Below are 26,573 nucleotides of genomic sequence, written 5' to 3' on the forward strand. Positions count from 1 at the left end.
TCCGTTAGCCGACACGAACCTTGGGCCGCGTAAAGCGGCCGTACACCGCGTACAGCACGAGTGTGGCCAGCAGGAGCAAGGCGCCCAGCGCGCAGGCCATGCCCCAGTTGATGGTGACGTTGGTGAAGTAGGCCACGTAGTAGCTGACCATCTGATCGTTCGGGCCGCCCAGCAGCGCGGGGGTGATGTAGTAACCGAGTGCAAGGATGAACACCAGCAGCGCACCGGCGCCGATGCCCGGATACGTCTGCGGCACATACACGCGCCAGAACGCGGCAAACGGATGGCTGCCCAGCGACACCGCCGCGCGCTGGTACGTGGGCGGGATCGACTTCATCACGCTGTACAGCGGCAGGATCATGAACGGCAGCAGGATGTGCGTCATCGAGATGTACACACCCACGCGGTTGAACAGCAGCGCAAGCGGCTCCTTGATGATGCCGAGGTCCATCAGGCCGTGGTTGATGAGGCCTTCGGTCTGCAGCAGCACGATCCACGCCGCCACGCGCACGAGGATGGACGTCCAGAACGGGATCAGCACCATCACCATGACCAGATTGGCACGGCGCTCCGGCAGCGAGGCGATCCAGTACGACAGCGGATAGCCGAGCAGCAGTGCGAACAAGGTGACCATCGCGCTGATGACGAACGTGCGGATGAACACCGTCACGTAGATCTGCTCGTCGGGGTCGGTTGCTTCGATATGGCCGAAGGCATCTTGCCGGTGGTCCAGCGCGGCCAGCAGGTAGAACGGCGACGTGCGGCTGCTGTTCTTGGCGATGGCCTGCCAGTACGTGACATCGCCCCAGCGCTCGTCGACCTCGAGGAGCTTGGCACGGGTCTGGCCGGGCGTCAGCGCGAATGGCTTGCCGTTGTCATCGGCCAGCGGCATGGCGCGCGCCGTCTTGGCGACCAGCGAGCGGAAGCCTGGAATTTCAGTGTTGAGGCGGCGGGCCAGTGCGCCCATCGCTTCACCTTCGCTCACGATCGTGAGGTCTGCGGCAAGCGCGGCATAGGCGGCGTCGGCCGGCGGGCTCTTGCGGTCCCAGTCTTTCAGGGCGATGCCCGTCTTGGGCAGCGCATCGGCCACCTCGGGGTTCTGCACGGCGCGCGTGAGCAGGGCGCCGATCGGCACGACAAAGATGAGCAGCAGGAAGATGGCGAGCGGCGCCACCAGCGCCAGCGCCATGGCACGCCTGCGCGCCTCAGCGCTCTTCAATTCGCGTTTGAGTTTGGCCGTCGAATCAGGAACCGATTCAGCCGCGATCGTCATGGTGTTCAATGCTGCCTCGCCATCGCTACGGGAATTCGTCCGGCGGATGCCTTGCCATAGGGCGACGGCATCCGCGCGGGCACTGCGTTACACCGCTATGCGGTTACTTCGACGCCCACGAGGCGAAGCGCTGTTCCAGCTCGTCACCGTGGTCGGTCCAGAACTGCAGGTTCTGCAGCACGGCGTTCTTGGCGTTCTCCGGCGAGTTCGGCATGTTGGCCTGAGTCTTCGCGTCCAGCGCCTTGATGGCCGCTACGTTGGCCGGGCCATACGCGATGTGCTTGGCGTACTCCTGCTGCGGCTTCTGCGACAGCGTGTAGGCGATGTACTGCTCGGCCAGCGCCTTGTTGGGCGTGCCCTTGGGGATGGCCCAGTAGTCCAGGTCGTAGATGCTGCCGTTCCAGACCACCTTCAGGTTCTTGCCTTCGCGCTGGGCGGCGTCGATGCGGCCATTGAACGCGGTGGACATCACCACGTCACCCGCCACCAGGAACTGCGGCGGCTGCGCGCCAGCTTCCCACCACTGGATGTTCGCCTTGAGCTGGTCGAGCTTCTTGAACGCGCGGTTCTGGCCGTCCTTGGTGGCCAGCACCTTGTAGACGTCCTTGACGGGCACGCCGTCGGCCATCAATGCGAATTCCAGATTGCCGCGGGCACCCTTGCGCATGCCGCGCTTGCCAGGGAATTTCTTCACGTCCCAGAAATCGGCCCAGCCGGTGGGGGCGGTCTTGAGCTTGTCGGCGTTGTACGCCATCGCGGTCGACCACACGAAGAAGCCCACGCCGCAGGTGCTCGGCGATTCGGGGATCAGATCGGTCTTCTTGGCGATCTTGCTCCAGTCGAGCTTCTCGAACAGGCCTTCATCGCAGCCGCGGCCGATGTCGCCCGATTCGACTTCCACCACGTCCCAGTTGACGTGCTTGGCTTCGACCATGGCCTTGATCTTGGCCTGCTCGCCGTTGTACTCGACCACGGTGACCTTGTTGCCGGTCTGTGCCTCGAACGGCTTGTTGAAGGCGGCCTTCTGCGCGTCACCGTTGGCGCCGCCGAAGTTGACGACGGTGATTTCCGCAGCGTGCGCGCCGAATGCAATGGCGAACGCGCCGGCAAGCATGCTCAAACGCGTCTTTGCGATGTGTTTCATTCCTGGCTCCTCTTATTGGCGTGTGGGTACAACGTGTGGTCGTGGCATGCGGGCAGGGCTGCCCGCGTGCGTCATGCAAAAACGCGCAGGTGTTCCGGTGCGAACTCAAGCTGGATCGGTGCGCCCGGCGCGAAGCCTTCGAGCGCGCGCGTGCCCAGCGGCACCTTCACGAAACATTCGGGCTGATCGGGCAGGGCGCAGCGCATGCGCACGTGGTCGCCAAAGTAGACGAGGCCGCGTGTCTGGCCCTGCAACGCATTGCCGGCAGCGGAGGCGCCCTCGGCCAGGCGCATGCGCTCGGGCCGGATGCAGCCGGTGGCGGTGGCCCCCACATTGGCGCCGGCGATATTGCGGCCCATGATGCGGGCGCCGTCGTTGAGCTGCAGTTCGCAGTAGTCGCCTTCGACGCGGGTGACGGTGCCGCGCAGCGTGTTGCTGTCGCCAATGAAGTTGGCGACGAACTCGTTGCAGGGGCGTTCGTAGAGGCTGTCCACCGTGTCGAGCTGCTGCACGATGCCCTTGTCGAACACGGCCACGCGGTCGGACATGGTGAGTGCCTCGCCCTGGTCGTGCGTCACGTAGACAAACGTCACACCGAGCTTTTCGTGCAGGGATTTCAGCTCGTACTGCATGTGCTCACGCAGTTGCTTGTCGAGTGCGCCCAGCGGTTCGTCCATCAGCACGAGCTTGGGCTCGAACACCAGCGCGCGCGCCAGTGCAATGCGCTGCTGCTGGCCGCCCGAGAGCTGCGCCGGGTAGCGCTTGGCAAAGCCTTCCATGCGGACCATCTGCAGGGCCTTGTGCACGCGGTCTGCACGCTCGCTGGCGGAGATCTTGCGCACCGTCAGCGGGTATTCCACGTTCTGCGCCACCGTCAGGTGCGGAAACAGCGCGTAGTTCTGGAACACCATGCCGATGTTGCGCTTGTGCGGCGGCACGTTGTTGAGCAGGGCGCCTTCGAGGCGGATCTCACCGCCGGTCGGGAATTCGAACCCGGCCAGCATCATCAGGCACGTGGTCTTGCCCGAGCCGGAGGGGCCGAGCAGGGTCAGGAACTCACCCTGGTAGATGTCCAGGTCCAGATGCTTGACCACGAGGGTCTCGCCGTCATACGTCTTACGTACACCGCGAAAGCTGACGATCACGTCGTCGGTCTTCATTGCTGCTTCCTCCATACCATGTCGGTCATCGGGCCTGAGCGCTGTCGGCTGCAGGTGGCATTCGCTGGCTTACGCTGGTGCCGCCCGTCCTGCCGTTCTCCGATCCGTTCGGGTCGGTCAACATGCCGTGTTGTGACGAATTGTTGATGGACTATAGCGGCTCATTGTTCTGCAAAGTGGACCCAATCCTGGTTATTTGATGGAGCCATTTTTGACAGCCCCGCAGGCACGAGCCCTGGGCGTGCAGGCCTGTGGCACCACAATAGGGAAAACCCCGGATGCCTTGCCCGAGCAAGCTCGGCGGTCAATCGTGCGGTGATGGCGACGTGTTTGAGTTTAGGTCGTATGCCAGCCCATATGCGGCGGGCATAACAGAGCGCGGATGGAACCAATTTCGGCGAAACCGCGAGCCGGTCACGGTGCGTGGAAATGGTGCGCCGCGGCGTCACGCAAACGGTGCACGGCGTTGGGGGAAGTGAGCGAGCCGTGCGAAGACAATGTTGTCGTGCAGCAACCTGCGTTCAGGCGGCCGGCTCTTCAGCCAATGCCAACGCCAGGTAGACGCTTACGGTCAGCCCTCCACCGGGCGTTTCCGACAGCGCGACCGTGCCGCCATGCAGGCGAGCGATCTCGCGAACGATCGCCAGACCCAGACCGCTGCCCTCGTGGCCCTCCGACGCCGCACCGCGATAGAAGCGGCCGAAGACTGCATCACGCTCCGGCACGGCAATGCCGGGGCCATCGTCTTCCACTTGCAGCACGGCTTGCTCACCGAACATCGCCATCGCCTGACGCTTGACCCGCAGCGTGACGCGCGCGCCGTTTCCGGCGTAGAGGATGGCGTTGTCGAGCAGGTTGCTGATCAGCTCTTGCAGCCATTGCGGCTCGCTCGCCACCGTGACGGGTTCGCCTTCAAAGCCGAGATCGACGCCGGATTTGCGCGCGACGGGCGCCAGTTCCAGCGCGACATCGCTGGCCAGTGTGTCGAGGCGTAGCGGCTGGAGTTGCGGGGCATAGCCGCTGTCGGTCTCCAGGCGGGAGAGCGACAGCAGTTGCTGCACGCCTCGCGCGGCCTGGCGCACGGTGCCGTGCAAGGGCTCAAGATGGCGGCGGATGCGTTCTCCATCTGGCTCGCGCAGGGCGAGTTCGGATTGCGCCTGGATCACGGCCAGCGGGGTCTTCAATTGATGTGCGGCATCGGCAAAGAAGCGCTTGCGGGCTTGCACCATGCGCAGCAGGCGCGCCACATACTGATTGATGGCCTCGACCAGCGGAGCGACTTCTGCCGGCAAGCCCTGCTGCGGAAGCGGGGCAAGCTCATCGGTGCCGCGGCCGGCAACGGTTTCGCTCAGTTGGCGCAGCGGTCGCAAGCCGCGCCGCACACCTAGCCAGACGATGCCCACCGCCAGCACCACCAGCAGCACCTCCTGCTGCAATGAGCCGGCCAGAATCTCGTGCGCCAGCGCTTCGCGCGGCTCCAGCGTTTCACCCACCAGCAGCCAGATGATCTGCGTCTCGGCCGACTGTGCGTCGCGCACCGGCAGCGGCTGCGCGGCCATGCGCACTTGCATGCCGCGAAACAGCGTGTCGTAGAAGACAGTGCGATACGGCGCGGGGCGCCGTCCGCCAGGCATGGGCAAATCGTCGTAGCCGGTGAGCGTGCTGCCGCCGGTATCGACAATCCGGTAGAAGATGCTGCTGCCCGTTTCCGATTCGAGAATGTCCAGTGCGAGATAGGGCAGATCAATGGCGAACTGCTTGTTGCGCAGGCGTACGCCCTCGCGCATGGCTTTGAGCGACGCTTCGAGCGTACGGTCGAACGCGGCGTTTGCAGCCGTCATGGCCCGCGCATACGTGAGCCAGGCGTCGAGCGCAAGCAGCCCCATCAGCGGTAGCAGCAGCCAGAACGAAAGCTGCCGGCGCAGGGTAAGCGGGCTCATCGGCCTGTGTTCTCCGGCGTGCCGGGCGTGGCTTCCAGCAGATACCCGAGCCCGCGCAGCATGACGATGGCCACGCCGCTGCCGTCGAGTTTCTTGCGCAGGCGATGCACGTAGATCTCGATGGCATCGGCATTGACGGATTCGTTGATGCTGAAGATTTTTTCCGAGATGGCGGCTTTGTTGACGGCGCGGCCATCGCGCAGCATCAGCACTTCCAGCACGGCGCGCTCGCGGCCGGTGAGGGCGAGCAGTTCGCCATGAAGCGTGAAGGCGCCGCTGATGCCGTCGTAGAGCAGCGGGCCGCATTGCAGCTGCGTGCTCTCGTGGCCGTGGCTGCGCCGGATAAGCGCTCGGGCGCGGGCTTCGACTTCGGTCAGGTCGAACGGTTTCGCAAGGTAATCGTCAGCCCCCAGGTTCAGGCCGCGCACGCGCTCTTCCACGGCGCCATGTGCAGTCAGGATCATCACCGGCAGCGGGTTCTTGCGGGCGCGCAGGCGGCGCAGCACTTCCAGTCCGTCCAGGCGCGGCAGGCCAATGTCGAGAATGGCGAGCGCGTAGTCCTGCGTGGTGAGCAGCAAGTCGGCTGCGTGGCCGTCATGCACGCAATCGACGGTGAAGCCGGCCTGGCCCAGGGCTTCTTCCAGCGTGCTGGCCAGCTTCAGGTTGTCTTCCACCAACAGGATGCGCATATCGGACGTCTCTCAATCAGCCGCAGAGGGATACAGACATCGCCGCATGTTTTGAAGCTAGGGAAACCCCCGAGAACGTCGCGACACACTGCGCCAATTTCCCGTCAATCGAAAGTGAACTGAAAGTGCGCCCCTCATACGATCCGTCCCGCCCAAAGCCCCTGTGACTGGGGCTCTTGCGCAAGGACAACGAATAAGGGAGACCTGATGAACAAGACTTCGATGGCGCTGGCAGTGGTTGCGCTTGCCACCGCCACCACGGCCGGTACTGCCGCCGCTCAATCCTCCAACGTGACCCTGTACGGGATCATGGATTCGGGTATCGAGTATGTGAACCACGCCGGCCCGAACGGCGGCAGCGCCACGCGCCTCGTCTCGGGCGGCAAGAACACGTCGCGCTGGGGCATGCGCGGCACCGAAGACCTGGGCGGCGGCCTGAAGGCCGTGTTCAACCTGGAAAGCGGCATCGCCATCGACACCGGCAAGCTCGACACCGACAACACGCTGTTCGACCGCCGCGCCGTGGTCGGCCTGGCAGGCGGGTTCGGGCAAGTGGTGGCAGGCCGCACGTTCACCACCACGTACGACTTCATGCTGCCGTACGACCCGATGGGCTACGCGCCGAACTACTCGTGGGCGACGTCGTCCACGGCCACGGGCGACCGCAAGGATGGCCTGTTCTCGCGCGCTTCCAACGCCGTGCGCTATGACGGCACCTTTGGTGGCCTGAAGCTGGGTGCCACCGTGGGCTTTGGCGAGGCAGCCGGCAACTTCAAGAGCAGCTCCAAGTACGACCTGGGCGTCGGCTACAGCGTGGGCGGCTTCTCGGCAGCCGTCACGTGGGATCGCCAGAACGGCGCAGGCACGAGCACCACGCCGGCAGATACGACCGATTACATCCAGGGCATTCACGCCGGTGCCAGCTACGACTTCGGCGCACTGAAGCTGTTTGCGGGCTATCGCAACTACAAGCGCGCGTTCACCACGGCCACCGCCAGCCTGCGCAGCGATATGTATTGGGCGGGCGCAAGCTACGACGTGACGCCGGCCTTCACGCTGTACGGCGCGGTGTACAAGCAGAACATCAAGGATGGTACGGATGCCGATCCGATCCTGTTCTCTGTGCGCGGCCAGTACGCACTGTCCAAGCGCACCACGGCGTACCTGTCTGCCGGTTATGCCAAGGCCAAGAACGGCCAGAACGTAAGCCTGTCGCGCGACGTGATCGGCTACGCCAGCAACCAGGTTGGCGTGACGATGGGCTTGCAACACCGCTTCTGATCGGCCGGTCGACCGATCGCTGTAAAGAACACGGGCATCTTCGGGTGCCCGTTTTGTTGGATCGGCGCGCTGTTCAGCAGGCCATCAGTCGAGTGCCGGGCGGGATTTCAGCATCCGCCGCACGTCTTTGAAATCGTCGAAGGCGGCAAGGTCCTGCTCGATGTTGCGGACATGGTGGCGGAGCGCAGCGATGTCGATATCGAGCTTTTGCAAGACGGCGTCCGGCGGCAGTGCCCCGAACTGCTGATACCCGTACGTGTACCGAAACGTCGTCTCGACACGATGGATTTGCCGGTCGAGCTCGCGCACCTGGTCTTTCAGGATCTGGTTGTAATGCGTCAGCCGCGCTTCGCTGATGTGGTTGATTGAGCGTTGATCGATGTGTTCAAGCTCAAGCTGCAACTCCAGCAGTTGCAGCAGGTTGTTCTTGTCGTACGCCTCGTTGACTCGCTGCATGAGGCGTGTCTTCCGCTCTCGCTCCTGCGGATCGCTCTCTCGGTCAGGGTGCAGGGCGCTGGCGAGCTTGCGATAGACCTCGCGGATGGACAGGCTGATCTTCGCCTGTTCGTCTTCTTCCCGTGCTTCTGCGGCAAGTTGCTTGGGAGATTTCTGCCGGGCGGCCCGGCGCGCTTCACGCTTGCTCGCGGCGGCAGCCTTTTTCTCGGCCCGTTGCTCGATGTGCGCGCGGGCGCGTTGCAGCAGCGCTTCCTCTGAATGGTCATCCGTGTCGTCGCCCAGGTCGACCCCGAGCGCTGCTTCCAGCCGCGACTTCATCTCTGCGGCTTGCAGTGCGACTTCGCGGTCGAAGTCTGTGCCGCTGTATTTGTTGTAGAGCGCCTTGAGGCTGGCGTCTTCATCAATCAGATCGCGCGCCAGATCGACGATGAGCGCGGATATCTTGCGGCGCTCGGCTTTGGTAAAGCCGTCGTGCTCATAGACCTGGTCGAGGCTGCGCACAAGGCGGATCTGCAGCTCGGCGCGGGTTCGTTCCAGCGGCAGGAACTCGCTGGCATATCGGCGCTGGAACTGAACGGTGGCCGCCTCCCAGTCGGCCAGCCGCTTACGCCGATTCTCAATTTGCTTGATCAGCGCGTTGAATGCTTTCTGGCCCTTCGACAGCGTTGGCGAGTCATCCGCGTGCTGATTGGGCGTAATGCTGATGGCTGGGCGGTGTGCCTTGGTCATGGAGCGGAAATGTCGCGGGCTCCGCTAAGGGAGCCCGGTCTGTGTGATGTGGCGGCGGTGACGGCCCTGAGCGTCGGGGTGACGCCCAGGAACGGGATCAACCTAGCAACAGCGCGTCGTCGTCCACCTTGGCGCCGCGCGTTTCCTCGAACTTCTGCAGCAAGTGCGGCACGTCCAGGCCGCGGCGTTCCTCGCCTTGCACATCGAGGATCACGTTGCCCTGATGCAGCATCACCGTGCGATCGCCGTAGTCGAGCGCCTGGCGCATGGAGTGCGTCACCATCATCGTCGTCAGCTTGCTCTCCGAGACGATCTTGGCGGTCAGCTCCAGCACGAAGGCGGCCGTTTTCGGGTCCAGCGCGGCAGTGTGCTCATCCAGCAGCAGGATGCGCGACGGCTGCAGCGATGCCATCAGCAGACTCACGGCCTGGCGCTGGCCGCCGGAGAGCAGGCCGATGCGATCGGTCAGGCGGTTTTCCAGGCCGAGATCCAGCCGGCGCAGTTGCTCGCGGAAGATCTCGCGCCACTTGCGATTGGTCGCAAACTTGAAACCACGACGGTGCCCGCGGCACATGGCCAGCGACATGTTCTCTTCGATGGTCAGGTTTTCGCAGGTCCCGGCCATCGGGTCCTGGAACACGCGGGCGACCTTGTCGGCGCGTTGCCACGCGGTCTTGCGTGTGACGTCTTCACCGTCGATGGTGATGCGGCCGGAATCGACCAGTTGGTCGCCGCTGATGGAGTTCAGGAACATCGACTTGCCGGCCCCGTTGGAGCCGATCACAGCCACGAACTGGCCCGCCGGAATGTCCAGCGACAGGCCGCGCAGCGCGCGCGTCTCGATGGGCGTGCCGGGGTTGAAGGTGAGGGTGAGTCCTTGTGCGCTCAGCATGTCAGTTCCCCTTGGTAGCGGTCTTGGCGAACTTGCCGAACACCTTGCGGCGCACACCGGGCAGCACGAGGGCGATCACCACCAGCGCGGCGGTCACCATGTTCAGATCCTGCGCCTGCAGGCCGATGAAATCGCTGTTGAGTGCCAGGGCGATGAAGAAGCGATACAGGATCGCGCCAACCACCACGGCCAGCGTGGTCAGCACCAGGCGGCGTGCCGGCAGCACGGTCTCGCCGATGATGACGGCGGCCAGGCCGATGACGATGGTGCCGATACCCATCGACACATCGGCGCCGCCCTGCGTTTGCGCGTACAGCGCGCCAGCGAGGGCCACCAGTGCATTGGACAGCGCCATGCCGGCCAGCGTGGCAGCGCCCGTGGCAACCCCCTGGGAGCGTGCCATGCGCGGGTTGGCACCCGTGGCGCGCAGCGACAAGCCGATCTGCGTCGAGAAGAACCAGTCCACCAGCAGCTTGACGATCACCACGACCACGCCCAGCAGCACGGGGCGGAACACGTAGTCGGGCATCCATTCGGGCTGCAGCAGCGAGAAGATCGTCGGTTCGGAGATCAGCGGCACGTTCGGCTTGCCCATGATGCGCAGGTTGACCGAGTACAGCGCGATCATCATCAGGATACTGGCGAGCAGATCCATGATTTTCAGGCGCACGTTGAGCCAGCCTGTGATGAAGCCGGCAGCGGCGCCGGCCAGCGTGCCACCCAGCGTCGACATGAACGGATCGTGCCCGCTGGCGATGAGCGTGGCCGCCACGGCGCCGCCCATCGGGAAGCTGCCGTCAACAGTGAGGTCAGGGAAGTTAAGGATGCGGAAGGAGATCAGCACCCCGAGCGCCACGAGACTGAAGATCAGACCGATCTCCAGGGCGCCGAGCAATGAAAACAGTGACATGACAGAGTAGGGCGCGGTGGTTGGGCACCGGCCTGTATGCAATGAACGGGGGACGCTTGTGGGTAGCAGCGTAAGCGCCCGGCCATTATGCGGCGGATAGCCGCTGTGGGGCTCGGGCAGCCAGACCCGCGCCAGGACGGCTCCGCCAGGCGGAGGCCGATCCGGCGCCTTACGAGTTACTTGATGACTTCCTTGGCGTCTTTCAGCAGATCCGCCGACAGGGTCGCGCCTTGCTTCTTGGCCGCGCCTTCGTTCACGAACAGCTCCAGGTCGGTGCTGCCGGCCGAAGCAATCGCGCCCGGCTTCTCACCCTTCAGGATGCGGGCGACGACCTTGCCGGTCTGCTGGCCCAGCTTGTAGTAATTGATGCCCAGCGCAGCGATGGCGCCACGCTTCACGCTGTCAGTGTCGCCAGCCACCAGCGGGATCTTCGCTTCGTTGGCCACCTTCACCAGCGATTCGTACGCCGACACCACGTTGTTGTCGGTGTTCGTGTAAATCACGTCGACCTTGCCGATCAGGTTCTTGGCAGCCGGGGCGATGTCCACGGTACGCGGTGCGGCCGATTCGACCAGCGTCATGCCTTGCGCCGACAGCAGTTTCTTCAGCTCAGTGACGACCACGACCGAGTTGGCTTCGCCCGGGTTGTAGACCATGCCGACACGCTTGGCATTCGGCACCACACGCTTGATCAGGGCGATCTGCTTGTCCAGCGGGAGCTTGTCGGACACGCCGGTCACGTTGGTGCCGGTCGGTTCCCAGCTCTTGACCAGTTGTGCGGCCACCGGATCGGTCACGCCCGAATACACGACGGGGATCGACTTGGTGGCAGCCACAACCGCCTGCGCCGACGGCGTGGCGATGGCGATGATGGCGTCCGGCTTGTCACCAATGAACTTGCGGGCGATCTGTGCGGCGGTGGCCGTGCTGCCTTGTGCGCTCTGGTATTCCCACTTCAGGTTCTTGCCTGCGTCAAAGCCTTCGGCCTTGAGCTGTTCCTTGGCGCCGTCGCGGATGGCGTCGAGCGCCGGGTGCTCAACGATGGCGAGCACTTCAACCGACTTCGTGGCCTGGGCCAGCGCCGGTGCGGCTTGCAGCAGAGCCATCGGAATGGCAGCAAGCGCGGCAAGGCGGAAGGCGTGCTTGAACATGGACATAAGGATCTCCTGTTTCCTTTTGGGTGGTTTCGCTCTGGCAGCGAGCGGGATGTGCCCGCGCCGGCGTGGTTGGTTTTTCAGACTCTCTTGATTCTTGGGCGCACCGAAGCAGTGCAATGCCGGCGCACGTGGGCGCACATTATGGGACAAATCGCAATGCTTTTCAGCAAACACTTCAAAAGAACTTGAGGGGTGCAGGAGGGGCATTCCGGTTGCGTGCGATGCAACGCGGCCATCAAATCAAAAAGGGGCACGCGGCCCCTTTTTTCACTGCCCCAACGGGCTGCTGCTTACTGGATCTTCGCTTTTTCGCGCAGGTCTTTCAGCATCGCCTGGAACTTGCTGCGTTGCCAGTTCTGGTCGCCCATCATCATTTCGAGCAGTTGCGGCTTGACGTCTTCGTACGACGGGATCTTCGCGTCGCGCGTGTCGTCCAGGCGAATCACGTGCCAGCCGAATTGCGTCTTGACCGGCGTCTGGGTGATCTGGCCCTTCTTCAGGCCGGTAAGAGCTGCCGAGAATTCCGGAACGTAGGTGCCCGGGTTCGCCCAGTCCAGATCGCCGCCGTTGGCGCCCGATCCCTTGTCCTTCGATTGCGCCTTGGCGATGTCTTCAAACTTGGCGCCAGCCTTCAGCTTGGCAATGATGGCCTTCGCGTCGGCTTCCTTGTCCACCAGGATGTGGTGAGCGTGATACTCCTTGCCGTTGCCGAACTGGGCCTTGATCTTGTCGTACTGCTTGTGCAGTTCGTCTTCGGTGGCGGGGCTGTTCTTGACGTAGTCTTCGAACTCGGCGGCCACGAGCACGTTCAGGCGCGCAGAAGCCAACTGTTCCTGAACGTCGTCGCGCTCCAGCAGACCGCGCTTGGCGGCGTCCTGCTCGATCAGTTCACGATCGACCAGCATGTCGCGGGCCTTGGCACGCAGCTCGGGCGATTCGGGCTGGCCCGACTTCTTGATCAGCGCGTCCACCTTGGCGCTCGGGATGGCTTTGCCGTTAACCACCGCGGCGTTTTGCGCCATGGCGGGAGCAACGGTCGCAGCAATGGCAACAGCCAGCAGGCTGGCAGTGAGGCTGGAAATCTTCATGGGATTGCGTTCGAGGGAAGGACGAGTGAGCGTGGAATGCGCTTACGTGTTTTCTTCGGGAGTGACCGCGCGGATCGCCAGGGCATGAATTGCCGCCGGCCACAGCGTGTGCAGCGCATCATACACCATGCGATGGCGCGCCAAACGGTTCTTGCCGGCAAAGGCCGCGCTGACGATTTCGACGTTGTAATGGCCGCCGCCGGAGGCCGCGCCGGCGTGTCCGGCATGCTTGGCACTGTCGTCTTCCACGACGAGGTGGGCGGGCTGGAACGCCTCGCGCAGGAGGCGTTCGATTTCTCGCGGATCGGCGGCCATCAGCGGTCGTCTCCGATGTTGGCGTCGTTGGCCGCGTTGGCGGGGCGCTCCTGCATGTGGCGCGCCAGCCAGACACTTTGCGCAAGGATGAACACCACCATCAGGCCCATCGAGCCGAACAGCTTGAAGTTGACCCACACGTCGGTGTCGAAGTTGTAGGCCACGTAAAGGTTCAGGCAGCCCATGACGAGGAAGAACAGCGCCCACACCAGGTTCAGTCGGCCCCACATCGGCTCGGGCAGCGATACCTGCTGCTCCATCATGGCGCGGATGAGGTTCTTGCGAACGAACACCACGCTGCCCAGCAGCACCACGCCAAACAGCCAGTACAGGACCGTCGGCTTCCACTTGATGAACGTCTCGTTGTGGAAGATGAGCGTGGCGCCCCCAAACACGCCGATGATGAGCAGCGACAGCCACTGCATGGCGTCGACCTTGCGGTGCTTGAACCACACCCAGGCGATCTGCAGCACGGTGGCGACCATTGCGACGGTGGTCGCCACATAAATACCGGCCACCTTGAAGGCAGCAAAGAACAGGATGACCGGGAACAGATCGAACAGGAATTTCATGCGGGAACGCGCTTAGGTGGGCAGGGGCGGAAGATCAATCGCCGAATTTTAGCGCAGCCGAGTTGATGCAATACCGCAGGCCGGTGGGCGCAGGGCCATCTTCGAACACGTGGCCGAGGTGCGCGCCGCAGTTCTTGCATTGCACTTCGATGCGCAGCATGCCGTGCGAGCGGTCGGTTTTCTCAGCGATCACCTCGCCGTTGATGGGCTGGAAATAGCTCGGCCAGCCGCAGCCCGCATCAAACTTGGTCGACGATTCAAACAGCGGCGTGCCGCAGCAGACGCAGTTGTAGACGCCACGGTCCCAGTGGTCCCAGTACTTGCCTGTGAAGGGGCGCTCGGTGGCGGCTTCGCGGGTGACGCGGTATTCGATGTCGGAGAGTTGGTCGCGCCATTCGGCGTCGGATTTCATGACGGTCATGGTGATGAGACTCCTTGTTGGATTCGGCAGCCGCAGGATGGAACCGATCGGGCGGCTGACTTTGTTTTGTCGTGCTAGTGCGGCAATCCTGACAGGCGCGGATTAGAGCACGGTGTCAGTTCCGGCGCATCACGCCTGCCTGCATGTCGGCATGCCGAATCACGACGAGCAGCTCACTTCCAGTGATGACGCCCAATCAGGCGCCGGCTGCGCGTAGTGCTCAAAGCCGGGGTGATCGTCAAATGGGCGAGCCAGCACGGCGCGCAGGTTTTCGACTTCGGAGAAATCCTTTTCCTTGGCGCGGCGGATGGCGATTTCAGCCAGGTGGTTGCGCAGCACGTATTTCGGGTTGACGCGATGCATGGCGGCAGCGCGCTCGTCGTCGGATTGCGGTTCGGCCAGCAAGCGCTGGCGATAGGCGGCAAGCCACGCGTCTGCGGCTGCGCGATCGAAGAAGAAATCGCGCACGGTGCGCGCTTCTGCCGCGGCGGGCGTGTCGTCGCGGCGCACCTCGGCGAGGTGGCGGAAGAACAGCGTGTAGTCGGTGCGTTGGTTGTGCAGCAGCTTGAATAGGTCGCCGAAGAGCGCCTCGTCCGCGTCCTGCGCGGTGGAGAGCCCGAGCTTGGCGCGATAACGTGCGTAGAAGGCTGCGCCGTAGACGTCGCGGTAGGTCAGCAGCACGTTTTGCGCGGCGTCGATGGCGGGTTGAGCCTGAGCTTCGTCGCTCAAGTTGACGAAAACGTCGGGATCTTCGCCAAACAGCGGCAGCAACGCCTGCGCGAGGCAGAACAGGTTCCAGTAGCCGATTTGCGGCTGCTGTGCGTAGGCGTAACGGCCGCCGGTGTCGGAGTGGTTGCAGATGTGGTTGGCGTCAAAGCCATCCAGGAAGCCGAAGGGGCCGTAGTCGAGCGTGAGGCCGAGGATCGACATGTTGTCGGTGTTCATCACGCCATGGCAAAAGCCAACGGCTTGCCAGTCGGCCATCAGCTCAGCGGTGCGGCGGGCCAGTTCGCGCAGCAGGGCGAGATAAGGCTGCGGCTCGCTGCGAGAGGCGGGGTAGAAGCGGTCGATGACGTAATCGGCAAGTGCGCGCAGTTGGGGCAGTTGTTCACTGGCCGCAAAGTGCTCGAAGTGGCCAAAGCGCACGAACGACGGCGCGAGGCGCGTGACAACGGCGGCGGTTTCGATCTCTTCGCGGCGGACGGGGGCGTCAGCGCCGGTCACGCACAAGGCGCGGGTGGTTGGAATCCCAAGTCCTGCCATGGCTTCCGAGCACAAAAATTCGCGGATGGACGAGCGCAGCACAGCTCGCCCGTCGCCCATGCGCGAATACGGCGTACGGCCGGCGCCCTTGAGCTGGACTTCGCAGGGGCCATCGGCGGTCTGCAGCTCGGCTAGCAACAGCGCGCGGCCATCGCCCAACTGCCCGGCCCACACGCCGAACTGATGGCCCGAATACACGGTGGCGAGCGGATCGCTCCAGGGGGCGACGGCGTTCCCGGTAAAGACGGCCAGCCCGGCAGGGGTGTCAAGTTCTGCTCGTGAAAGGCCGAGTGACGCTGCGGCGTCCGGCGAGAAGCCCACCAGATAGGGCTGGCCAATCGGTCCGGAAGGCATGGGCATCGGCGGCAGGCGCGTCAGAAAGCGTTCGCCCAGCGCTGAGAAGCCAGGGGCGGCGGCGGGGCGGCCTGCCCAGTCGAAATGGTTTGCAAGGGAATCGTCAGGCAAGGCGGCGGGGGAAGCAGTCATGGGATGGGGCGGCAGGGCATGCGGCGGGTAGCACAGGAAACGGCGTAAAAACAGTGCCGAACCTTCAAATGTTGTGCGCTTTGCAGCGCAGCAAAATACCCTTCACGTAGGGGAAAACGCCATGTTGAGACGCAGCAACGCTATCGCGTATTGTACTTGCGAGTAAAGAAAGCTGCAGCCTGCGAACCCTTGCACCACAACGATTCGCAGGGTTTTACAGATGGCCGGGTAAACATGGGGGCCGATGTGGCAGCGCACAACAATATCCCGTTGACGTGCTTGGCGATCACGGGAACAATCGGCCAAAAAATAGAACGGTTGTTCAGTTTTTTCTAGGAGACACCATGGCCCTGATGGGACAAATGATGAGCGCGCCTTTGCTCATCTCGACCATCATCGAACATGCAGCGCGCAATTCCGGTTCGACTGAAGTCGTGTCGCGCCGTGTCGAGGGCGATATCCATCGCACCACGTACCGGCAAGTGCGAGACCGCTCCAAGCAACTGGCAAATGCGCTGGCCGCACTCGGTGTGCAGCCCGGCGAGCGTGTCGGTACGCTTGCCTGGAACGGCTATCGCCATCTCGAAATCTATTACGGCGTCTCCGGTTCGGGCTCGGTGTGCCACACCATCAACCCGCGGCTGTTTCCCGACCAGATCGCCTACATCGTCAATCACGCTGAAGATCAGTATGTCTTCTTCGACCTGACGTTCGTGCCGCTCATCGAGGGCATCGCGCCGCATTGCCCGAACGTGAAGGGCTGGGTGGCGATGACCGATCGTGCGCACATGCCCACCTCCAGCGTGCCGATGCTCTGTTACGAAGAGCTTCTCGACGCGCAGAGCGCCGACTACACGTGGCCGCAGTTCGACGAGAACACCGCGTCCAGCCTGTGCTACACGTCGGGCACCACGGGCAACCCCAAGGGCGCGCTGTATTCCCATCGATCCACGGTGCTGCACTCGTATGCGTCGGCCATGCCGGATGCGCTTGGGTGCTCGGCGCAGGACGTGATCCTGCCGGTGGTGCCGATGTTCCACGTCAACGCGTGGGGGCTACCGTATTCGGTGCCGCTGGTGGGCGCCAAGCTGGTCTTTCCCGGGCCGAAACTGGACGGTGCGTCGCTGTTCGAATTGTTCGAGCAGGAGAAGGTGACATTCTCGGCCGGCGTGCCGACGGTATGGCTCGGCCTGCTGCAACACGTGCAGGCCAACAAGCTGAAGTTTTCGACGTTCCGTCGCACGGTCATCGGTGGTTCCGCAGCCCCCCCGGCCATGATCCGTACGCTCAACGAGCTGGACGTGGAAGTCATCCACGCGTGGGGCATGACGGAGATGTCACCGCTGGGCACGACGTGCAAGCTGATGGGCAAGCACGCCGACCTGCCGGACGAGGCCAAGCAGCATGTGCTGGAGCGCCAGGGCCGCGCCATCTACGGTGTCGAGATGAAGATCGTCGACGCCGAGGGCCACGAACTGCCGTGGGACGGCAAGGCCTTCGGCGATCTCTACGTGCGCGGGCCCTGGACCATCCAGAGCTATTACCGCAACGAGGTATCGCCGCTGGTAGATGGCTGGTTCCCGACGGGCGACGTGGCCAACATCGATGCCGATGGCTACATGCAGATCACCGATCGCAGCAAGGACGTGATCAAGTCCGGCGGCGAGTGGATTTCGTCCATCGATGTGGAAAACGTGGCCGCAGCGCACCCCGGCGTGCACATGGCCGCATGCATCTCGTGCCATCACCCGAAATGGGACGAACGCCCGCTGCTGGTGGTGATGAAAAAGCCCGGTGTGGAACTCACACGCGAGGAGATGCTCAAGTTCTTCGAAGGCAAGGTCGCGAAGTGGTGGATTCCGGATGACGTAGTGTTCGTCACCGAAATTCCGCTGACGGCCACCGGCAAGATGCAGAAGCTCAAGTTGCGCGAGCAGTTCAAGGATTATCAGTTCCCCGCTGTACAGGCTTAGCTAGATATAGAAACCGCCGCCCGTGCAGGGGAGCCACCCCGGCACGAGGACGGCGGACGTAAGACAACCGGATCAGGGCCGGCCGCTATGTATCGATGACTGATGCAGCGGGATGAAGCCCGGGCGCGTTGCAACCTGGAGACGCAAGCAGCCGCAGGCCCACCAGAGGCACGCGGAGAGTGACTCGCCGGCGGCTCCACCACATGAAGGAGACACGCATGACGAAGTTCCGTCCGTTGGTTGTGGCTGTTGCATGTGTTGCGGCAATCGGTGGGGCAGTCCTGCCCACTGCATCGTCCGCCGCCGAAACCGTGAAGATCGCCTGGATCGATCCGTTGTCCGGCCTGATGGGCGCGCTGGGCCAGAACCAGTTGCGCAGCTGGCAGTACATCGCCGATCTCGCTACACAGAAGAACTGGGCCGGCGACGGTACCAAGTTCGAAGTGGTGGGCTTTGACAACAAGCTCTCGCCACAGGAAAGCCTGACGGCGCTCAAGCAGGTAGCAGATCAGGGCATCCACTACATCGTGCAGGGCAACGGATCGAGCGTCGGCATGGCGCTGGAAGACGCCGTGGCCAAGTACAACGAGCGTAATCCGGGTAAGGAAATCGTCTACCTGAACTACGCTGCGGTAGACCCGGACATGACGAACAGCAAGTGCAATTACTGGCACTTCCGCCTGGACGCCAACTCCGACATGAAGATGGAAGCGCTGACCAGCTTCCTGGCGAAAGATCCGAAGGTCAAGAAGGTCTACCTGATCAACCAGAACTATTCGTTCGGTCATCAGGTAGCGCGTGCGGCCAAGGAGTATCTCAAGCGCAAGCGTCCGGACATCGAGATCGTGGGTGAAGACCTGCACCCGCTGGCGCAGGTGAAGGACTTTTCGCCGTACGTGTCGAAAATAAAGTCGTCAGGTGCCGATACCGTCATCACCGGCAACTGGGGCAGCGACCTGGCGCTGCTGATCAAGGCCGGCAAGGACGCGGGCCTGAACGCGAACTTCTATACCTACTACGCCTCGACCACGGGCGTGCCGACAGCGATGGGCTCGGCAGGCGCTGACCATGTGAAATACGTGGCCTACTGGAACGTCAACAACGACGGCTTCAAGGGTGCCGATATCGTCGAGGGCTACAAGAAAAAGTACAACGACGATTTCTACCTCATGGCCTCGTATACCGGTATTGCCATGCTGGCCAAGGCCATCAAGCAGACCAAGTCTGTCGAGCCGGCAAAGGTTGCCAAGGCCTTCGAGGGCATGAAGGTCGACAGCCTGAACGGCACCTTCGAGATGCGCGCGTCTGACCACCAGGGCCAGCAGCCGCTTTACATCGCCACCTGGGAAAAAATCAACGGCAAGAACGTTAAGTTCGACCAGGAAAACACCGGCTACGGCTGGAAGACCGACGCGGTGCTCGACCAGTACGTCGCGTCGCAGCCAACCTCCTGCCAGATGAAGCGTCCGCAGTAAGGCCGCGGGTGGTGCGCCGAAGGGTCGCCCGATGCTATCGTGCGGCGATGTTTTAAACGGAGTCCATGGGCCACGCATTGATGCGTGCGTCCCATGCTCCGCCGAATCTGCTGGAAGGGCTGCAGCGTGGAATTTCTAGTTATCAATCTCTTGAATGGCATCAGCTACGGGCTGTTGCTGTTCATGTTGTCTTCGGGCCTGACGCTGATCTTCAGCATGATGGGCGTTCTCAATTTTGCGCATGCCAGCTTCTACATGCTGGGCGCATATTTCGCCTATGTCGTCAGCGGACATCTGGGCTTCTGGGCCGCGCTGATCGTGGCGCCGCTGCTCGTGGGTGCGCTGGGCGCCATGGTCGAGCGCTACGGGCTGCGCACGGTGCACCGCTATGGCCACGTCGCCGAATTGCTGTTTACCTTCGGTCTGGCCTACCTGATTGAAGAAGGCGTGAAGCTGGTGTGGGGCCTGCCCGCCGTGGCGTACCGCGTGCCGGACGCACTGGACGGCCCGCTGTTCACGCTGTTCACGTCGTCGTTCCCCAAGTACCGCGCCTTCATGATGCTGGTGTCGCTGCTGATGCTGGTGGGCATCTTCCTGCTGCTCACACGCACGCGTATCGGGCTTGTCATTCAAGCCGCACTCACGCATCCGGACATGGTGGAAGCCCTGGGCCACAACGTGCCGCGCGTGTTCATGCTGGTGTTCGGCGGCGGCTGTGCGCTGGCTGGGCTGGCGGGCGTGATTGGCGGCAATGCCTTCGTGACCGAGCCATCGATGGCGGCAGCGGTCGGCTCCATCGTCTTCGTGGTGGCGGTCGTGGGCGGCATGGGATCTCTGGTGGGCGCGTTCATCGCGTCGCTGCTGATCGGCTGCATCCAGACCTTTGCCGTCACGCTTGATATCTCAGTGACCAGCGTGCTGGAGAAGATCGGTGTCACGCTCAATCCGGACGTGCCGCTCATCTCTGTCTGGAACCTGACGATTGCGCAAGTCGCACCGGTGCTGCCGTATCTGCTGCTGGTGCTGATGCTGATCTTCCGCCCGCGTGGGCTGATGGGTACGCGGGAGAGCTAAATGGAACGCACCATGCACCAACAAGCGCAACAACAAGCCGCGCTGCCGGCCAACGATCGAGCGCGGACGATGAAATTCAAGCCGGTCAATCTTGCCCGCTGGCTACTCTGGAGTGTCACCGCACTGGTGATGATCGTGCTGCCGCTGATCTGGCCGCAGGGTTTTGCCATCACGCTGCTCTCGCAGATGGGCATCATGATCATCTTCGCGCTCTCGTACAACATGCTGCTCGGCCAGTCCGGCATGCTGTCGTTCGGGCACGCGGTGTACGCCGGTCTGGGCGCCTTCATGGCTGTTCACGCGCTCAACAAGATCGGCGCCATGCAAACGCTGGGCATTGCCGGACCACTCGCCGTTGCGCTCTTGCCCATTGCGGGCGGTCTGGGCGGCGCGCTGTTCGGCGTGATCTTCGGCTACGTCACCACCAAAAAGTCCGGGACGACGTTCGCCATGATCACGCTGGGTATCGGCGAGATGGTATTTGCCAGTGCGCTGATGTTCCCGGACTTCTTCGGCGGCGAAGGCGGTGTCTCCACCAACCGCAGCATCGGCGACGCGCTGCTTGGCGTGACGTTCGGGCCGGGGCGCCAGGTGTATTACCTGATTGCCGCGTGGTGCCTGATTTCGATGGCGCTGATGTATGCGTGGACGCAGACGCCGCTGGGCCGCATCGCCAACGCCGTGCGTGACAACCCCGAGCGGGTGGAGTTCATCGGCTACAACACGCAGCGTGTGCGCTTTCTGGTGGTGATTCTGTCTGCGTTCTTCGCGGGCATTGCCGGCGCGCTGTCGTGCATCAACTTTGAGATCGTGACGGCGGAGAACGTGTCGGCAGTGCGTTCGGGCTCGGTGCTGCTGGCGGCGTTCATTGGCGGCATGGGGAGCTTTTTCGGGCCGATCATCGGCGCGGTGCTCACGGTGTTCTTTACCGTAGCGCTGTCGGGCATCACCAAGGCGTGGCTGCTGTACCTCGGTTTGTTCTTTGTGCTGATGGTCATGTACGCGCCGGGCGGCATCGCCAGTCTTCTGGTCATGCATCTGCCGATCATGCGGCGCGGCAAGCTCAAGACGCTGCTGCCGGCTTACGGGGTGGCGATCGTGCCGACCATCATCCTGCTGGTCGCGTTGATTTCCACCGTGGAAATGATCTACGCCGTGCAGGACGACGCCTCGGGTGGCGTGGCCACGCTGTTTGGCCTGTCTGTCGAACCGAATACCTTCAAGCCGTGGATCGTTACCGCCGTGCTGTGGCTGGTGGGCGCCTTCGGCCTGCGTGCCGCGGCTGGCAAGCTGCGCACCGCTTGGGATAACGCATTGCAGGAGCCGCAACCATGAGCCAACCGACATCTGGGCCGACCGCTGCGCTCGAGTTGCGCGATGTTCGCAAGCGCTTTGGCGCAACGGAAATCATTCGAGGGGTCAACCTCACCATTGGCAAGGGCGAGCGCCATGCGCTCATCGGCCCGAACGGTGCCGGCAAGTCGACCACGTTCAACCTGATCTCGGGCCGCTTTCCGGCGAGCTCGGGCAGCGTGCGCCTGAACGGTGAAGAGATCAGCGGATTGGCGCCGTTTGAGATCAACCGCAAGGGCCTGTCGCGCAGCTTCCAGATCACCAACATCTTTCATCGGCTGTCGGTGTTCGAGAACCTGCGTTGCGCCGTACTCTGGTCGCTCGGCTACAAGTATTCGTTCTGGCACAAGCTGGCCGAGCTGCGTGACGCACGCGAGCGCGCTGAAGAAGTGCTCGAGCAGATCGGCATGACACATCGGCGAGACGCCGCCGCGGGCCTGCTGACCTACGCCGAGCAACGGGCGCTGGAAATCGGCATCACCATTGCGGGCGGTGCCGACGTGATCCTGCTGGATGAGCCAACCGCCGGCATGAGCCGCTCTGAATCCGACCACGCAGTGGACCTCATCCGCAAAGTCACGGTCGGCAAGACGCTGGTGATGGTCGAGCATGACATGAGCGTGGTGTTTGGTCTGGCCGACCGCATCTCGGTGCTCGTCTACGGCGAAGTGATTGCCACCGACACGCCTGAAGCCATTCGCAATAACCGTCGCGTGAAAGAGGCCTACCTCGGCACCACGCTGGACGAACCTGCAGGAGCGCATTGATGGCAACGAATACTCCGATGTTGGAGGTGCGCGACCTGCACGCGTACTACGGCAAGAGCCACATCCTGCACGGCGTCGACATGCACGTAGGCGAGGGCGAGATCGTTGCGCTACTCGGCCGCAATGGGGTGGGGCGTTCGACCCTGGCCAAGTCCATCATGGGTATGGTCCGGCATGAGGGTGAAATCCTGCTGCGCGGCAAGAACGTGAGCGGCCTGCGAACCTTCGAAGTCGCGCACAAGGGCATCGGCTATGTGCCCGAGAACCGGGATATTTTCCCCACGCTGACGGTGCGGCAGAACCTGTTGCTTGGCGAGAAACGCAATCCCAGTCAGCCCAAGCCGCGCTGGCAGGTCGAAGACATGTACCAGATGTTCCCGCGCCTGAAGGAGCGCGAGAACACGGCGGCCGGTGTGCTGTCGGGTGGCGAGCAGCAGATGCTGACGCTGTGCCGCACGCTGATGGGCGATCCCGATTTCATCATCATCGACGAGCCGACCGAGGGCCTTGCGCCGCTGGTCGTTACGCTCGTGGGCGAGTATCTGAAGACGCTCAAGGAGCGGGGGATCTCCGTGCTGCTGGTGGAGCAGAAGTTGGCCATTGCCCTGGACATTTCACAACGCGTGTATGTGATGGGGCACGGGCAGATTGTTTTTGAAGGAACGCCCCAGCAGTTGAAGGCGGACGCGAAAGTCCGGCAGGAGTGGCTGGAGGTTTAGACGCCGCAAGTTGGACCGCGATGCAAAGATGGCCCGCATGGACAACCGTGCGGGCTTTTTTCTTGCTGTCAGTTAGCGACAGTGCGCGCCGCAGTGGCTTTCGTGGTTGCCTCGGCTTGTTGCAGATGCTCGGCGCTGAACTGCATCTCCGAATACTTCACAAAGCGCGTCTTGAACTTCCAGCGGTAAACCATCCAGATCGCCACGAACAGGATCACGCCGCAATACGTTGCGACGAAGGCGCCGAAGTTGTCCACGGGTGCAAACAGCGCCTTGGTGTTCTGCCCAAGGATGATCACCACGCACAGGATCGCCACCATGATCGGTCCGAACGGGAAGAACGGCGACCGATACGCCAGTTGCTCCACGGAATGCCCCTGGCTCGTGAACCCCTTGCGGAACCGGTAGTGCGCCAGCGCAATGCCGAACCACGCGATGAAGCACGTCACCGCAGATGTATTCAGCAGCCACAGGTAGACCACCTGGTCGCCAAACAACGAGCTGAAGAAGCACAGCGCGCCAACAGCGGACGTGGCTAGTAGCGCGCGATGCGGCACGCCGTTGGCCGACACCTTGGCAAACCAGCGCGGCGCCTGGCCTTCGAGCGCCAGGTCGTACAGAATCCGCGTCGACACATACAGGCTCGACGTGCCAGACGACAGCAGCGCGGTCAGCACCACCGCATTCATCATCCCGGCCGCAAACGCGAGGCCCGCATGCTGGAACACCAGCGCAAACGGGCTGACGCCGACGTCCGTCGCTTCATTGCGCAGCAGGTTCGGGTCGGTGTACGGCAGCAGCACGCCGATGATCAGGATCGCCAGCACGTAGAACAGCAGAATGCGCCAGAACGTCTGGCGGATGGCGCGGGGGATCGTGCGCGAGGGGTTCTCCGCTTCGCCGGCGGCAACGCCAATGGTCTCGACGCCCTGGAACGAGAACCCGGCAATCATCGCCACGCCGACCATGGCCGGCACGCCGCCCACGAACGGCGCATCGCCCACGGTGAAGTTCTGCCAACCCGACTGCGGCCCGCCGTGCATGATGCCGAAGATCATCGCCAGGCCGATCAGCAGGAACACGATGATCGTCACTACCTTGATCATCGAGAACCAGTATTCCGCTTCGCCAAAGCCGCGCACGGAGAAGGCGTTGAGGCCAAACATGAGCAGCAGGAACGCGGCGCTCCACATCATGCCCGACACGCCCGGAAACCAGTACTTCATCACCAGCTGCGCGGCGGCCAACTCCACAGCCACGGACACGGCCAGCGCAAACCAGTAGTTCCATCCCAGCGCAAAGCCGAAGCCTTCTTCCACATACAAGCGGCTGTAAGTTACGAACGAGCCCGAGACGGGTAGATGTACCGCCAGCTCGCCAAGACTCGTCATCAGGCAATAGACCATCACGCCGATGAGCGTGTAGGTCAGCAGTGCGCCGCCGGGGCCGGCCTGCGCAATGGATGCGCCGGACGCGACGAACAGCCCCGTGCCGATGGCGCCGCCCAGGGCGATCATCATCAGGTGGCGCGAACGCAGGCGTCGGCGCAGTTCGGATTGGGCTTCAAGGCCGGTGGGGGTAATGGATGTGTGCATAGCCGGTGGCGCCGGAGCGGGCGCCCCAATGAAAACGCCCGCCGCATGCAGTGCAAACGGCAGGCGGAGCGGGTGTGATTACTGCGTACGGTTCGCGACGGTTGGCAATTCAGGGCCGGGGTCTTGGCCGGCCAGCGAATCGCGCAGCACTGGCGGGCGCGGGAAGTGCATGTCCTGGTAACGGACAATGCCGCCGCCACGCACCAGCCGGTAGCCGATCCAGATCAGGAAGAAGACCGGGATGCCGATGTACGTGGCGATGACCGCCGGCCAATCGACGGTGCCGCTGGTGAACGCCTGGTAGTTCTGGCCAAACGTGATGACCAGGCACAGCCCAAACGCAAACAACGGGCCATATGGGAAGAACTTGGAGCGGTACGGCAACTGCGCCGGATCATGCCCCTGCGCCACAAGCCCCTTGCGGAAGCGATAGTGGCTCACGGCAATGCCGAGCCATGCCACAAAGCCGGTCATGCCTGATGTGTTCAGCAGCCACAGGTAGACCGTCTTGTCTCCATACAACGAACTCAGGAAGCACAGCGCGCCGACAGCGGTCGTGGCCAGCAGCGCATTGCGCGGCACACCGTTCTGGGTGAGTTGCGCAAAGATGCGGGGGGCACGGCCCTCGGTGGCCAGGTTGTAGAGCATCCGCGTGGAAGCGTACATGCCCGAGTTGCCCGCCGACAGCACGGCCGTCAGGATCACCGCATTCATCAGGCCCGCGGCAAATGCCAGGCCGGCATGCTTGAACACCAGCGTAAACGGGCTCACGCCAATGTTGGTGACTTCCGTCGACAGCAGATTCGGATCGGTGTACGGCACCAGCACGCCGATGATGAAGATCGCCAGCACGTAGAACAGCAGGATCCGCCAAAACACCTGCTTGACAGCACGCGGAATGGTGCGGGCAGGGTCGGCCGATTCGCCGGCCGCCACGCCAATCAGCTCCGTCCCCTGAAACGAGAACCCCGCGATCATCGCCACGCCGATCATCGCCGGCAGCCCGCCCACGAACGGCGCATCACCCATCGTCAGGTTCTGCAGGCCCGGTTGCGGACCACCCTTCAGGATCCCGAAGATCATCGCTAAGCCAATGCCGATGAAAAGGATGACGGTGACGACCTTGATGAGTGCGAACCAGTATTCTGCCTCGCCAAAGCCGCGCACCGAGATGGCGTTGAGCAGGAACATGACGGCGAGAAACACAGCGCTCCACAGCACGCCGGGCACATCGGGGAACCAGTAATGCATGACGAGCTGCGCGGCCGCCAGCTCAACGGCAATCGTCACGGCCCAGTTGTACCAATAGTTCCAGCCGAGCGCGAAGCCGAAGCCTTCGTCTACGTACAGCGCGCCGTAGGTGGCAAACGACCCGGAAACCGGCATATAGGCGGCAAGCTCGCCCAGACTTGTCATCAGGAAATAGACCATCGCCCCGATCAGGATGTAGGCGGCAAGGGCGCCTCCGGGGCCTGCCTGCGAGACCGACGCGCCCGAGGCCACGAAAAGCCCGGTGCCGATCGACCCGCCGATGGCGATCATGGTGAGATGGCGCGCGCGCAAGGTGCGGCGCAAGCCCGGCGTCTCTGAGGACGGGGTAGCGTGTTCTGACATGGATACAGAGTGGTCGATTTTGCTCGGATCGCGAATCAAATCGACGAAATGTGACGAGACGTCCCCGCGCCTGGTGGGCGTCCGGCGAACGAAATGCGCGACTCTATCAAAACCGTCACGTAGCGGGCAAAAAATCCATGCTGCAGCACACGCGTTTGAACCCTGCCGGGCCGTGCCGCATCGCCCGCCAGACGGCGCCGTGCAGCGCAAAAATAAAAATTGAACGA

General features: G+C 63.0%; 23 protein-coding genes. 7 read left to right on the forward strand and 16 right to left on the reverse strand.

Going from position 1 to position 26,573, the window contains the following annotated elements; genetic code table 11:
* Window positions 1-4 precede the first annotated feature (4 nt).
* From NG898_RS06360 to NG898_RS06380, 5 genes are all read right to left on the reverse strand, one after another.
* Window positions 5-1,273 (reverse strand): ABC transporter permease, encoded by a 1,269-nt coding sequence (locus NG898_RS06360; protein WP_252691541.1) that lies wholly within the window; start codon window positions 1,271-1,273, stop codon window positions 5-7.
* A 103-nt stretch (window positions 1,274-1,376) separates the two neighbouring features.
* Window positions 1,377-2,417, reverse strand: coding sequence for an ABC transporter substrate-binding protein (locus tag NG898_RS06365; protein ID WP_045206297.1), 1,041 nt, complete (start codon window positions 2,415-2,417; stop codon window positions 1,377-1,379).
* A gap of 71 nt (window positions 2,418-2,488) precedes the next feature.
* Complete coding sequence (locus NG898_RS06370) at window positions 2,489-3,577, reverse strand: ABC transporter ATP-binding protein (protein WP_252691542.1); 1,089 nt, start codon at window positions 3,575-3,577, stop codon at window positions 2,489-2,491.
* Window positions 3,578-4,098: 521 nt separating this feature from the next.
* Window positions 4,099-5,517, reverse strand: coding sequence for a sensor histidine kinase (locus NG898_RS06375; protein ID WP_252691543.1), 1,419 nt, complete (start codon window positions 5,515-5,517; stop codon window positions 4,099-4,101).
* Window positions 5,514-6,206, reverse strand: coding sequence for a response regulator (locus tag NG898_RS06380; protein WP_252691544.1), 693 nt, complete (start codon window positions 6,204-6,206; stop codon window positions 5,514-5,516). The genes NG898_RS06375 and NG898_RS06380 overlap by 4 nt, the downstream gene beginning before the upstream one ends.
* Window positions 6,207-6,413: 207 nt before the next feature.
* Here NG898_RS06380 and NG898_RS06385 point away from each other — a divergent pair, with 207 nt between their 5' ends.
* Entirely contained in the window at window positions 6,414-7,487 is a 1,074-nt protein-coding gene (locus NG898_RS06385; protein WP_252691545.1) for a porin, read from the forward strand.
* 84 nt (window positions 7,488-7,571) lie between these two features.
* On the opposite strand, the gene NG898_RS06390 is transcribed toward NG898_RS06385, so the two are convergent.
* The 9 genes from NG898_RS06390 to NG898_RS06430 all read right to left on the reverse strand — a co-directional run bounded on the left by NG898_RS06390 (window position 7,572) and on the right by NG898_RS06430 (window position 15,776).
* Window positions 7,572-8,672 (reverse strand): J domain-containing protein, encoded by a 1,101-nt coding sequence (locus NG898_RS06390; protein ID WP_252691546.1) that lies wholly within the window; start codon window positions 8,670-8,672, stop codon window positions 7,572-7,574.
* 97 nt (window positions 8,673-8,769) lie between these two features.
* The gene (locus NG898_RS06395) at window positions 8,770-9,564 is read right to left on the reverse strand and encodes an ABC transporter ATP-binding protein (RefSeq protein WP_252691547.1); all 795 of its coding nucleotides are present in this window, start codon (window positions 9,562-9,564) and stop codon (window positions 8,770-8,772) included.
* Window position 9,565: 1 nt separating this feature from the next.
* Window positions 9,566-10,474, reverse strand: a complete 909-nt coding sequence (locus tag NG898_RS06400; RefSeq protein WP_252691548.1) for an ABC transporter permease — start codon at window positions 10,472-10,474, stop codon at window positions 9,566-9,568.
* A gap of 176 nt (window positions 10,475-10,650) precedes the next feature.
* Window positions 10,651-11,631, reverse strand: coding sequence for an ABC transporter substrate-binding protein (locus NG898_RS06405; protein WP_252691549.1), 981 nt, complete (start codon window positions 11,629-11,631; stop codon window positions 10,651-10,653).
* 290 nt (window positions 11,632-11,921) lie between these two features.
* Window positions 11,922-12,719 (reverse strand): peptidylprolyl isomerase, encoded by a 798-nt coding sequence (locus NG898_RS06410; protein WP_092970296.1) that lies wholly within the window; start codon window positions 12,717-12,719, stop codon window positions 11,922-11,924.
* A 42-nt stretch (window positions 12,720-12,761) separates the two neighbouring features.
* Window positions 12,762-13,034 carry a BolA family protein gene (locus tag NG898_RS06415; RefSeq protein WP_065855099.1) on the reverse strand — a complete coding sequence of 91 codons (273 nt, stop codon included), beginning with the start codon at window positions 13,032-13,034 and terminating at the stop codon, window positions 12,762-12,764.
* Window positions 13,034-13,606: a septation protein A gene (locus NG898_RS06420; protein ID WP_092970298.1), complete on the reverse strand. Its 573-nt coding sequence runs from the start codon at window positions 13,604-13,606 to the stop codon at window positions 13,034-13,036. Before NG898_RS06420 ends, NG898_RS06415 begins: the two co-directional genes overlap by 1 nt.
* 34 nt (window positions 13,607-13,640) lie before the next feature.
* Window positions 13,641-14,027, reverse strand: coding sequence for a peptide-methionine (R)-S-oxide reductase MsrB (msrB, locus tag NG898_RS06425; protein ID WP_092970300.1), 387 nt, complete (start codon window positions 14,025-14,027; stop codon window positions 13,641-13,643).
* 159 nt (window positions 14,028-14,186) lie between these two features.
* The gene (locus NG898_RS06430; protein ID WP_252691550.1) at window positions 14,187-15,776 is read right to left on the reverse strand and encodes a protein adenylyltransferase SelO; all 1,590 of its coding nucleotides are present in this window, start codon (window positions 15,774-15,776) and stop codon (window positions 14,187-14,189) included.
* A gap of 344 nt (window positions 15,777-16,120) precedes the next feature.
* On the opposite strand from NG898_RS06430, the gene NG898_RS06435 reads away from it, so the two are divergent.
* The 6 genes from NG898_RS06435 (at window position 16,121) to NG898_RS06460 (ending at window position 23,137) form a co-directional block, all read left to right on the forward strand.
* Window positions 16,121-17,749 (forward strand): 3-(methylthio)propionyl-CoA ligase, encoded by a 1,629-nt coding sequence (locus NG898_RS06435; protein WP_092970302.1) that lies wholly within the window; start codon window positions 16,121-16,123, stop codon window positions 17,747-17,749.
* Between the two features lie 218 nt (window positions 17,750-17,967).
* Entirely contained in the window at window positions 17,968-19,224 is a 1,257-nt protein-coding gene (locus NG898_RS06440; protein ID WP_252691551.1) for a branched-chain amino acid ABC transporter substrate-binding protein, read from the forward strand.
* Window positions 19,225-19,350: 126 nt separating this feature from the next.
* Complete coding sequence (locus NG898_RS06445; RefSeq protein WP_252691552.1) at window positions 19,351-20,298, forward strand: branched-chain amino acid ABC transporter permease; 948 nt, start codon at window positions 19,351-19,353, stop codon at window positions 20,296-20,298.
* On the forward strand, window positions 20,299-21,633 hold the full coding sequence (locus NG898_RS06450) for a branched-chain amino acid ABC transporter permease (protein WP_252691553.1): 1,335 nt from the start codon (window positions 20,299-20,301) through the stop codon (window positions 21,631-21,633).
* Entirely contained in the window at window positions 21,630-22,418 is a 789-nt protein-coding gene (locus tag NG898_RS06455; RefSeq protein WP_027681415.1) for an ABC transporter ATP-binding protein, read from the forward strand. Before NG898_RS06450 ends, NG898_RS06455 begins: the two co-directional genes overlap by 4 nt.
* Window positions 22,418-23,137 (forward strand): ABC transporter ATP-binding protein, encoded by a 720-nt coding sequence (locus tag NG898_RS06460; RefSeq protein ID WP_012435575.1) that lies wholly within the window; start codon window positions 22,418-22,420, stop codon window positions 23,135-23,137. Before NG898_RS06455 ends, NG898_RS06460 begins: the two co-directional genes overlap by 1 nt.
* A 68-nt stretch (window positions 23,138-23,205) precedes the next feature.
* Here the strand turns inward: NG898_RS06460 and NG898_RS06465 are convergent, their stop codons facing one another.
* The gene (locus NG898_RS06465) at window positions 23,206-24,732 is read right to left on the reverse strand and encodes an amino acid permease (RefSeq protein WP_252691554.1); all 1,527 of its coding nucleotides are present in this window, start codon (window positions 24,730-24,732) and stop codon (window positions 23,206-23,208) included.
* 78 nt (window positions 24,733-24,810) lie between these two features.
* The gene (locus NG898_RS06470; protein ID WP_252691555.1) at window positions 24,811-26,346 is read right to left on the reverse strand and encodes an amino acid permease; all 1,536 of its coding nucleotides are present in this window, start codon (window positions 26,344-26,346) and stop codon (window positions 24,811-24,813) included.
* Window positions 26,347-26,573 lie beyond the last annotated feature (227 nt).

Origin of the sequence: Ralstonia mojiangensis (assembly GCF_023955645.1) — a bacterium.
GTDB lineage: Bacteria > Pseudomonadota > Gammaproteobacteria > Burkholderiales > Burkholderiaceae > Ralstonia > Ralstonia mojiangensis.

Bases quoted from the DNA above. Each gene is read 5' to 3' on its own strand.
- NG898_RS06385 (WP_252691545.1), top strand. From the start codon at position 6,414: ATGAACAAGACTTCGATGGCGCTGGCAGTGGTTGCGCTTGCCACCGCC.
- NG898_RS06420 (WP_092970298.1), bottom strand. From the start codon at position 13,606: ATGAAATTCCTGTTCGATCTGTTCCCGGTCATCCTGTTCTTTGCTGCC.
- NG898_RS06410 (WP_092970296.1), bottom strand. From the start codon at position 12,719: ATGAAGATTTCCAGCCTCACTGCCAGCCTGCTGGCTGTTGCCATTGCT.
- NG898_RS06390 (WP_252691546.1), bottom strand. From the start codon at position 8,672: ATGACCAAGGCACACCGCCCAGCCATCAGCATTACGCCCAATCAGCAC.
- NG898_RS06460 (WP_012435575.1), top strand. From the start codon at position 22,418: ATGGCAACGAATACTCCGATGTTGGAGGTGCGCGACCTGCACGCGTAC.
- NG898_RS06455 (WP_027681415.1), top strand. From the start codon at position 21,630: ATGAGCCAACCGACATCTGGGCCGACCGCTGCGCTCGAGTTGCGCGAT.
- NG898_RS06395 (WP_252691547.1), bottom strand. From the start codon at position 9,564: ATGCTGAGCGCACAAGGACTCACCCTCACCTTCAACCCCGGCACGCCC.
- NG898_RS06450 (WP_252691553.1), top strand. From the start codon at position 20,299: ATGGAACGCACCATGCACCAACAAGCGCAACAACAAGCCGCGCTGCCG.
- NG898_RS06400 (WP_252691548.1), bottom strand. From the start codon at position 10,474: ATGTCACTGTTTTCATTGCTCGGCGCCCTGGAGATCGGTCTGATCTTC.
- NG898_RS06430 (WP_252691550.1), bottom strand. From the start codon at position 15,776: ATGACTGCTTCCCCCGCCGCCTTGCCTGACGATTCCCTTGCAAACCAT.
- NG898_RS06370 (WP_252691542.1), bottom strand. From the start codon at position 3,577: ATGAAGACCGACGACGTGATCGTCAGCTTTCGCGGTGTACGTAAGACG.
- NG898_RS06440 (WP_252691551.1), top strand. From the start codon at position 17,968: ATGACGAAGTTCCGTCCGTTGGTTGTGGCTGTTGCATGTGTTGCGGCA.
- NG898_RS06435 (WP_092970302.1), top strand. From the start codon at position 16,121: ATGGCCCTGATGGGACAAATGATGAGCGCGCCTTTGCTCATCTCGACC.
- NG898_RS06365 (WP_045206297.1), bottom strand. From the start codon at position 2,417: ATGAAACACATCGCAAAGACGCGTTTGAGCATGCTTGCCGGCGCGTTC.
- NG898_RS06375 (WP_252691543.1), bottom strand. From the start codon at position 5,517: ATGAGCCCGCTTACCCTGCGCCGGCAGCTTTCGTTCTGGCTGCTGCTA.
- NG898_RS06380 (WP_252691544.1), bottom strand. From the start codon at position 6,206: ATGCGCATCCTGTTGGTGGAAGACAACCTGAAGCTGGCCAGCACGCTG.
- NG898_RS06405 (WP_252691549.1), bottom strand. From the start codon at position 11,631: ATGTCCATGTTCAAGCACGCCTTCCGCCTTGCCGCGCTTGCTGCCATT.
- NG898_RS06415 (WP_065855099.1), bottom strand. From the start codon at position 13,034: ATGGCCGCCGATCCGCGAGAAATCGAACGCCTCCTGCGCGAGGCGTTC.
- NG898_RS06465 (WP_252691554.1), bottom strand. From the start codon at position 24,732: ATGCACACATCCATTACCCCCACCGGCCTTGAAGCCCAATCCGAACTG.
- NG898_RS06360 (WP_252691541.1), bottom strand. From the start codon at position 1,273: ATGACGATCGCGGCTGAATCGGTTCCTGATTCGACGGCCAAACTCAAA.
- NG898_RS06470 (WP_252691555.1), bottom strand. From the start codon at position 26,346: ATGTCAGAACACGCTACCCCGTCCTCAGAGACGCCGGGCTTGCGCCGC.
- msrB (WP_092970300.1), bottom strand. From the start codon at position 14,027: ATGACCGTCATGAAATCCGACGCCGAATGGCGCGACCAACTCTCCGAC.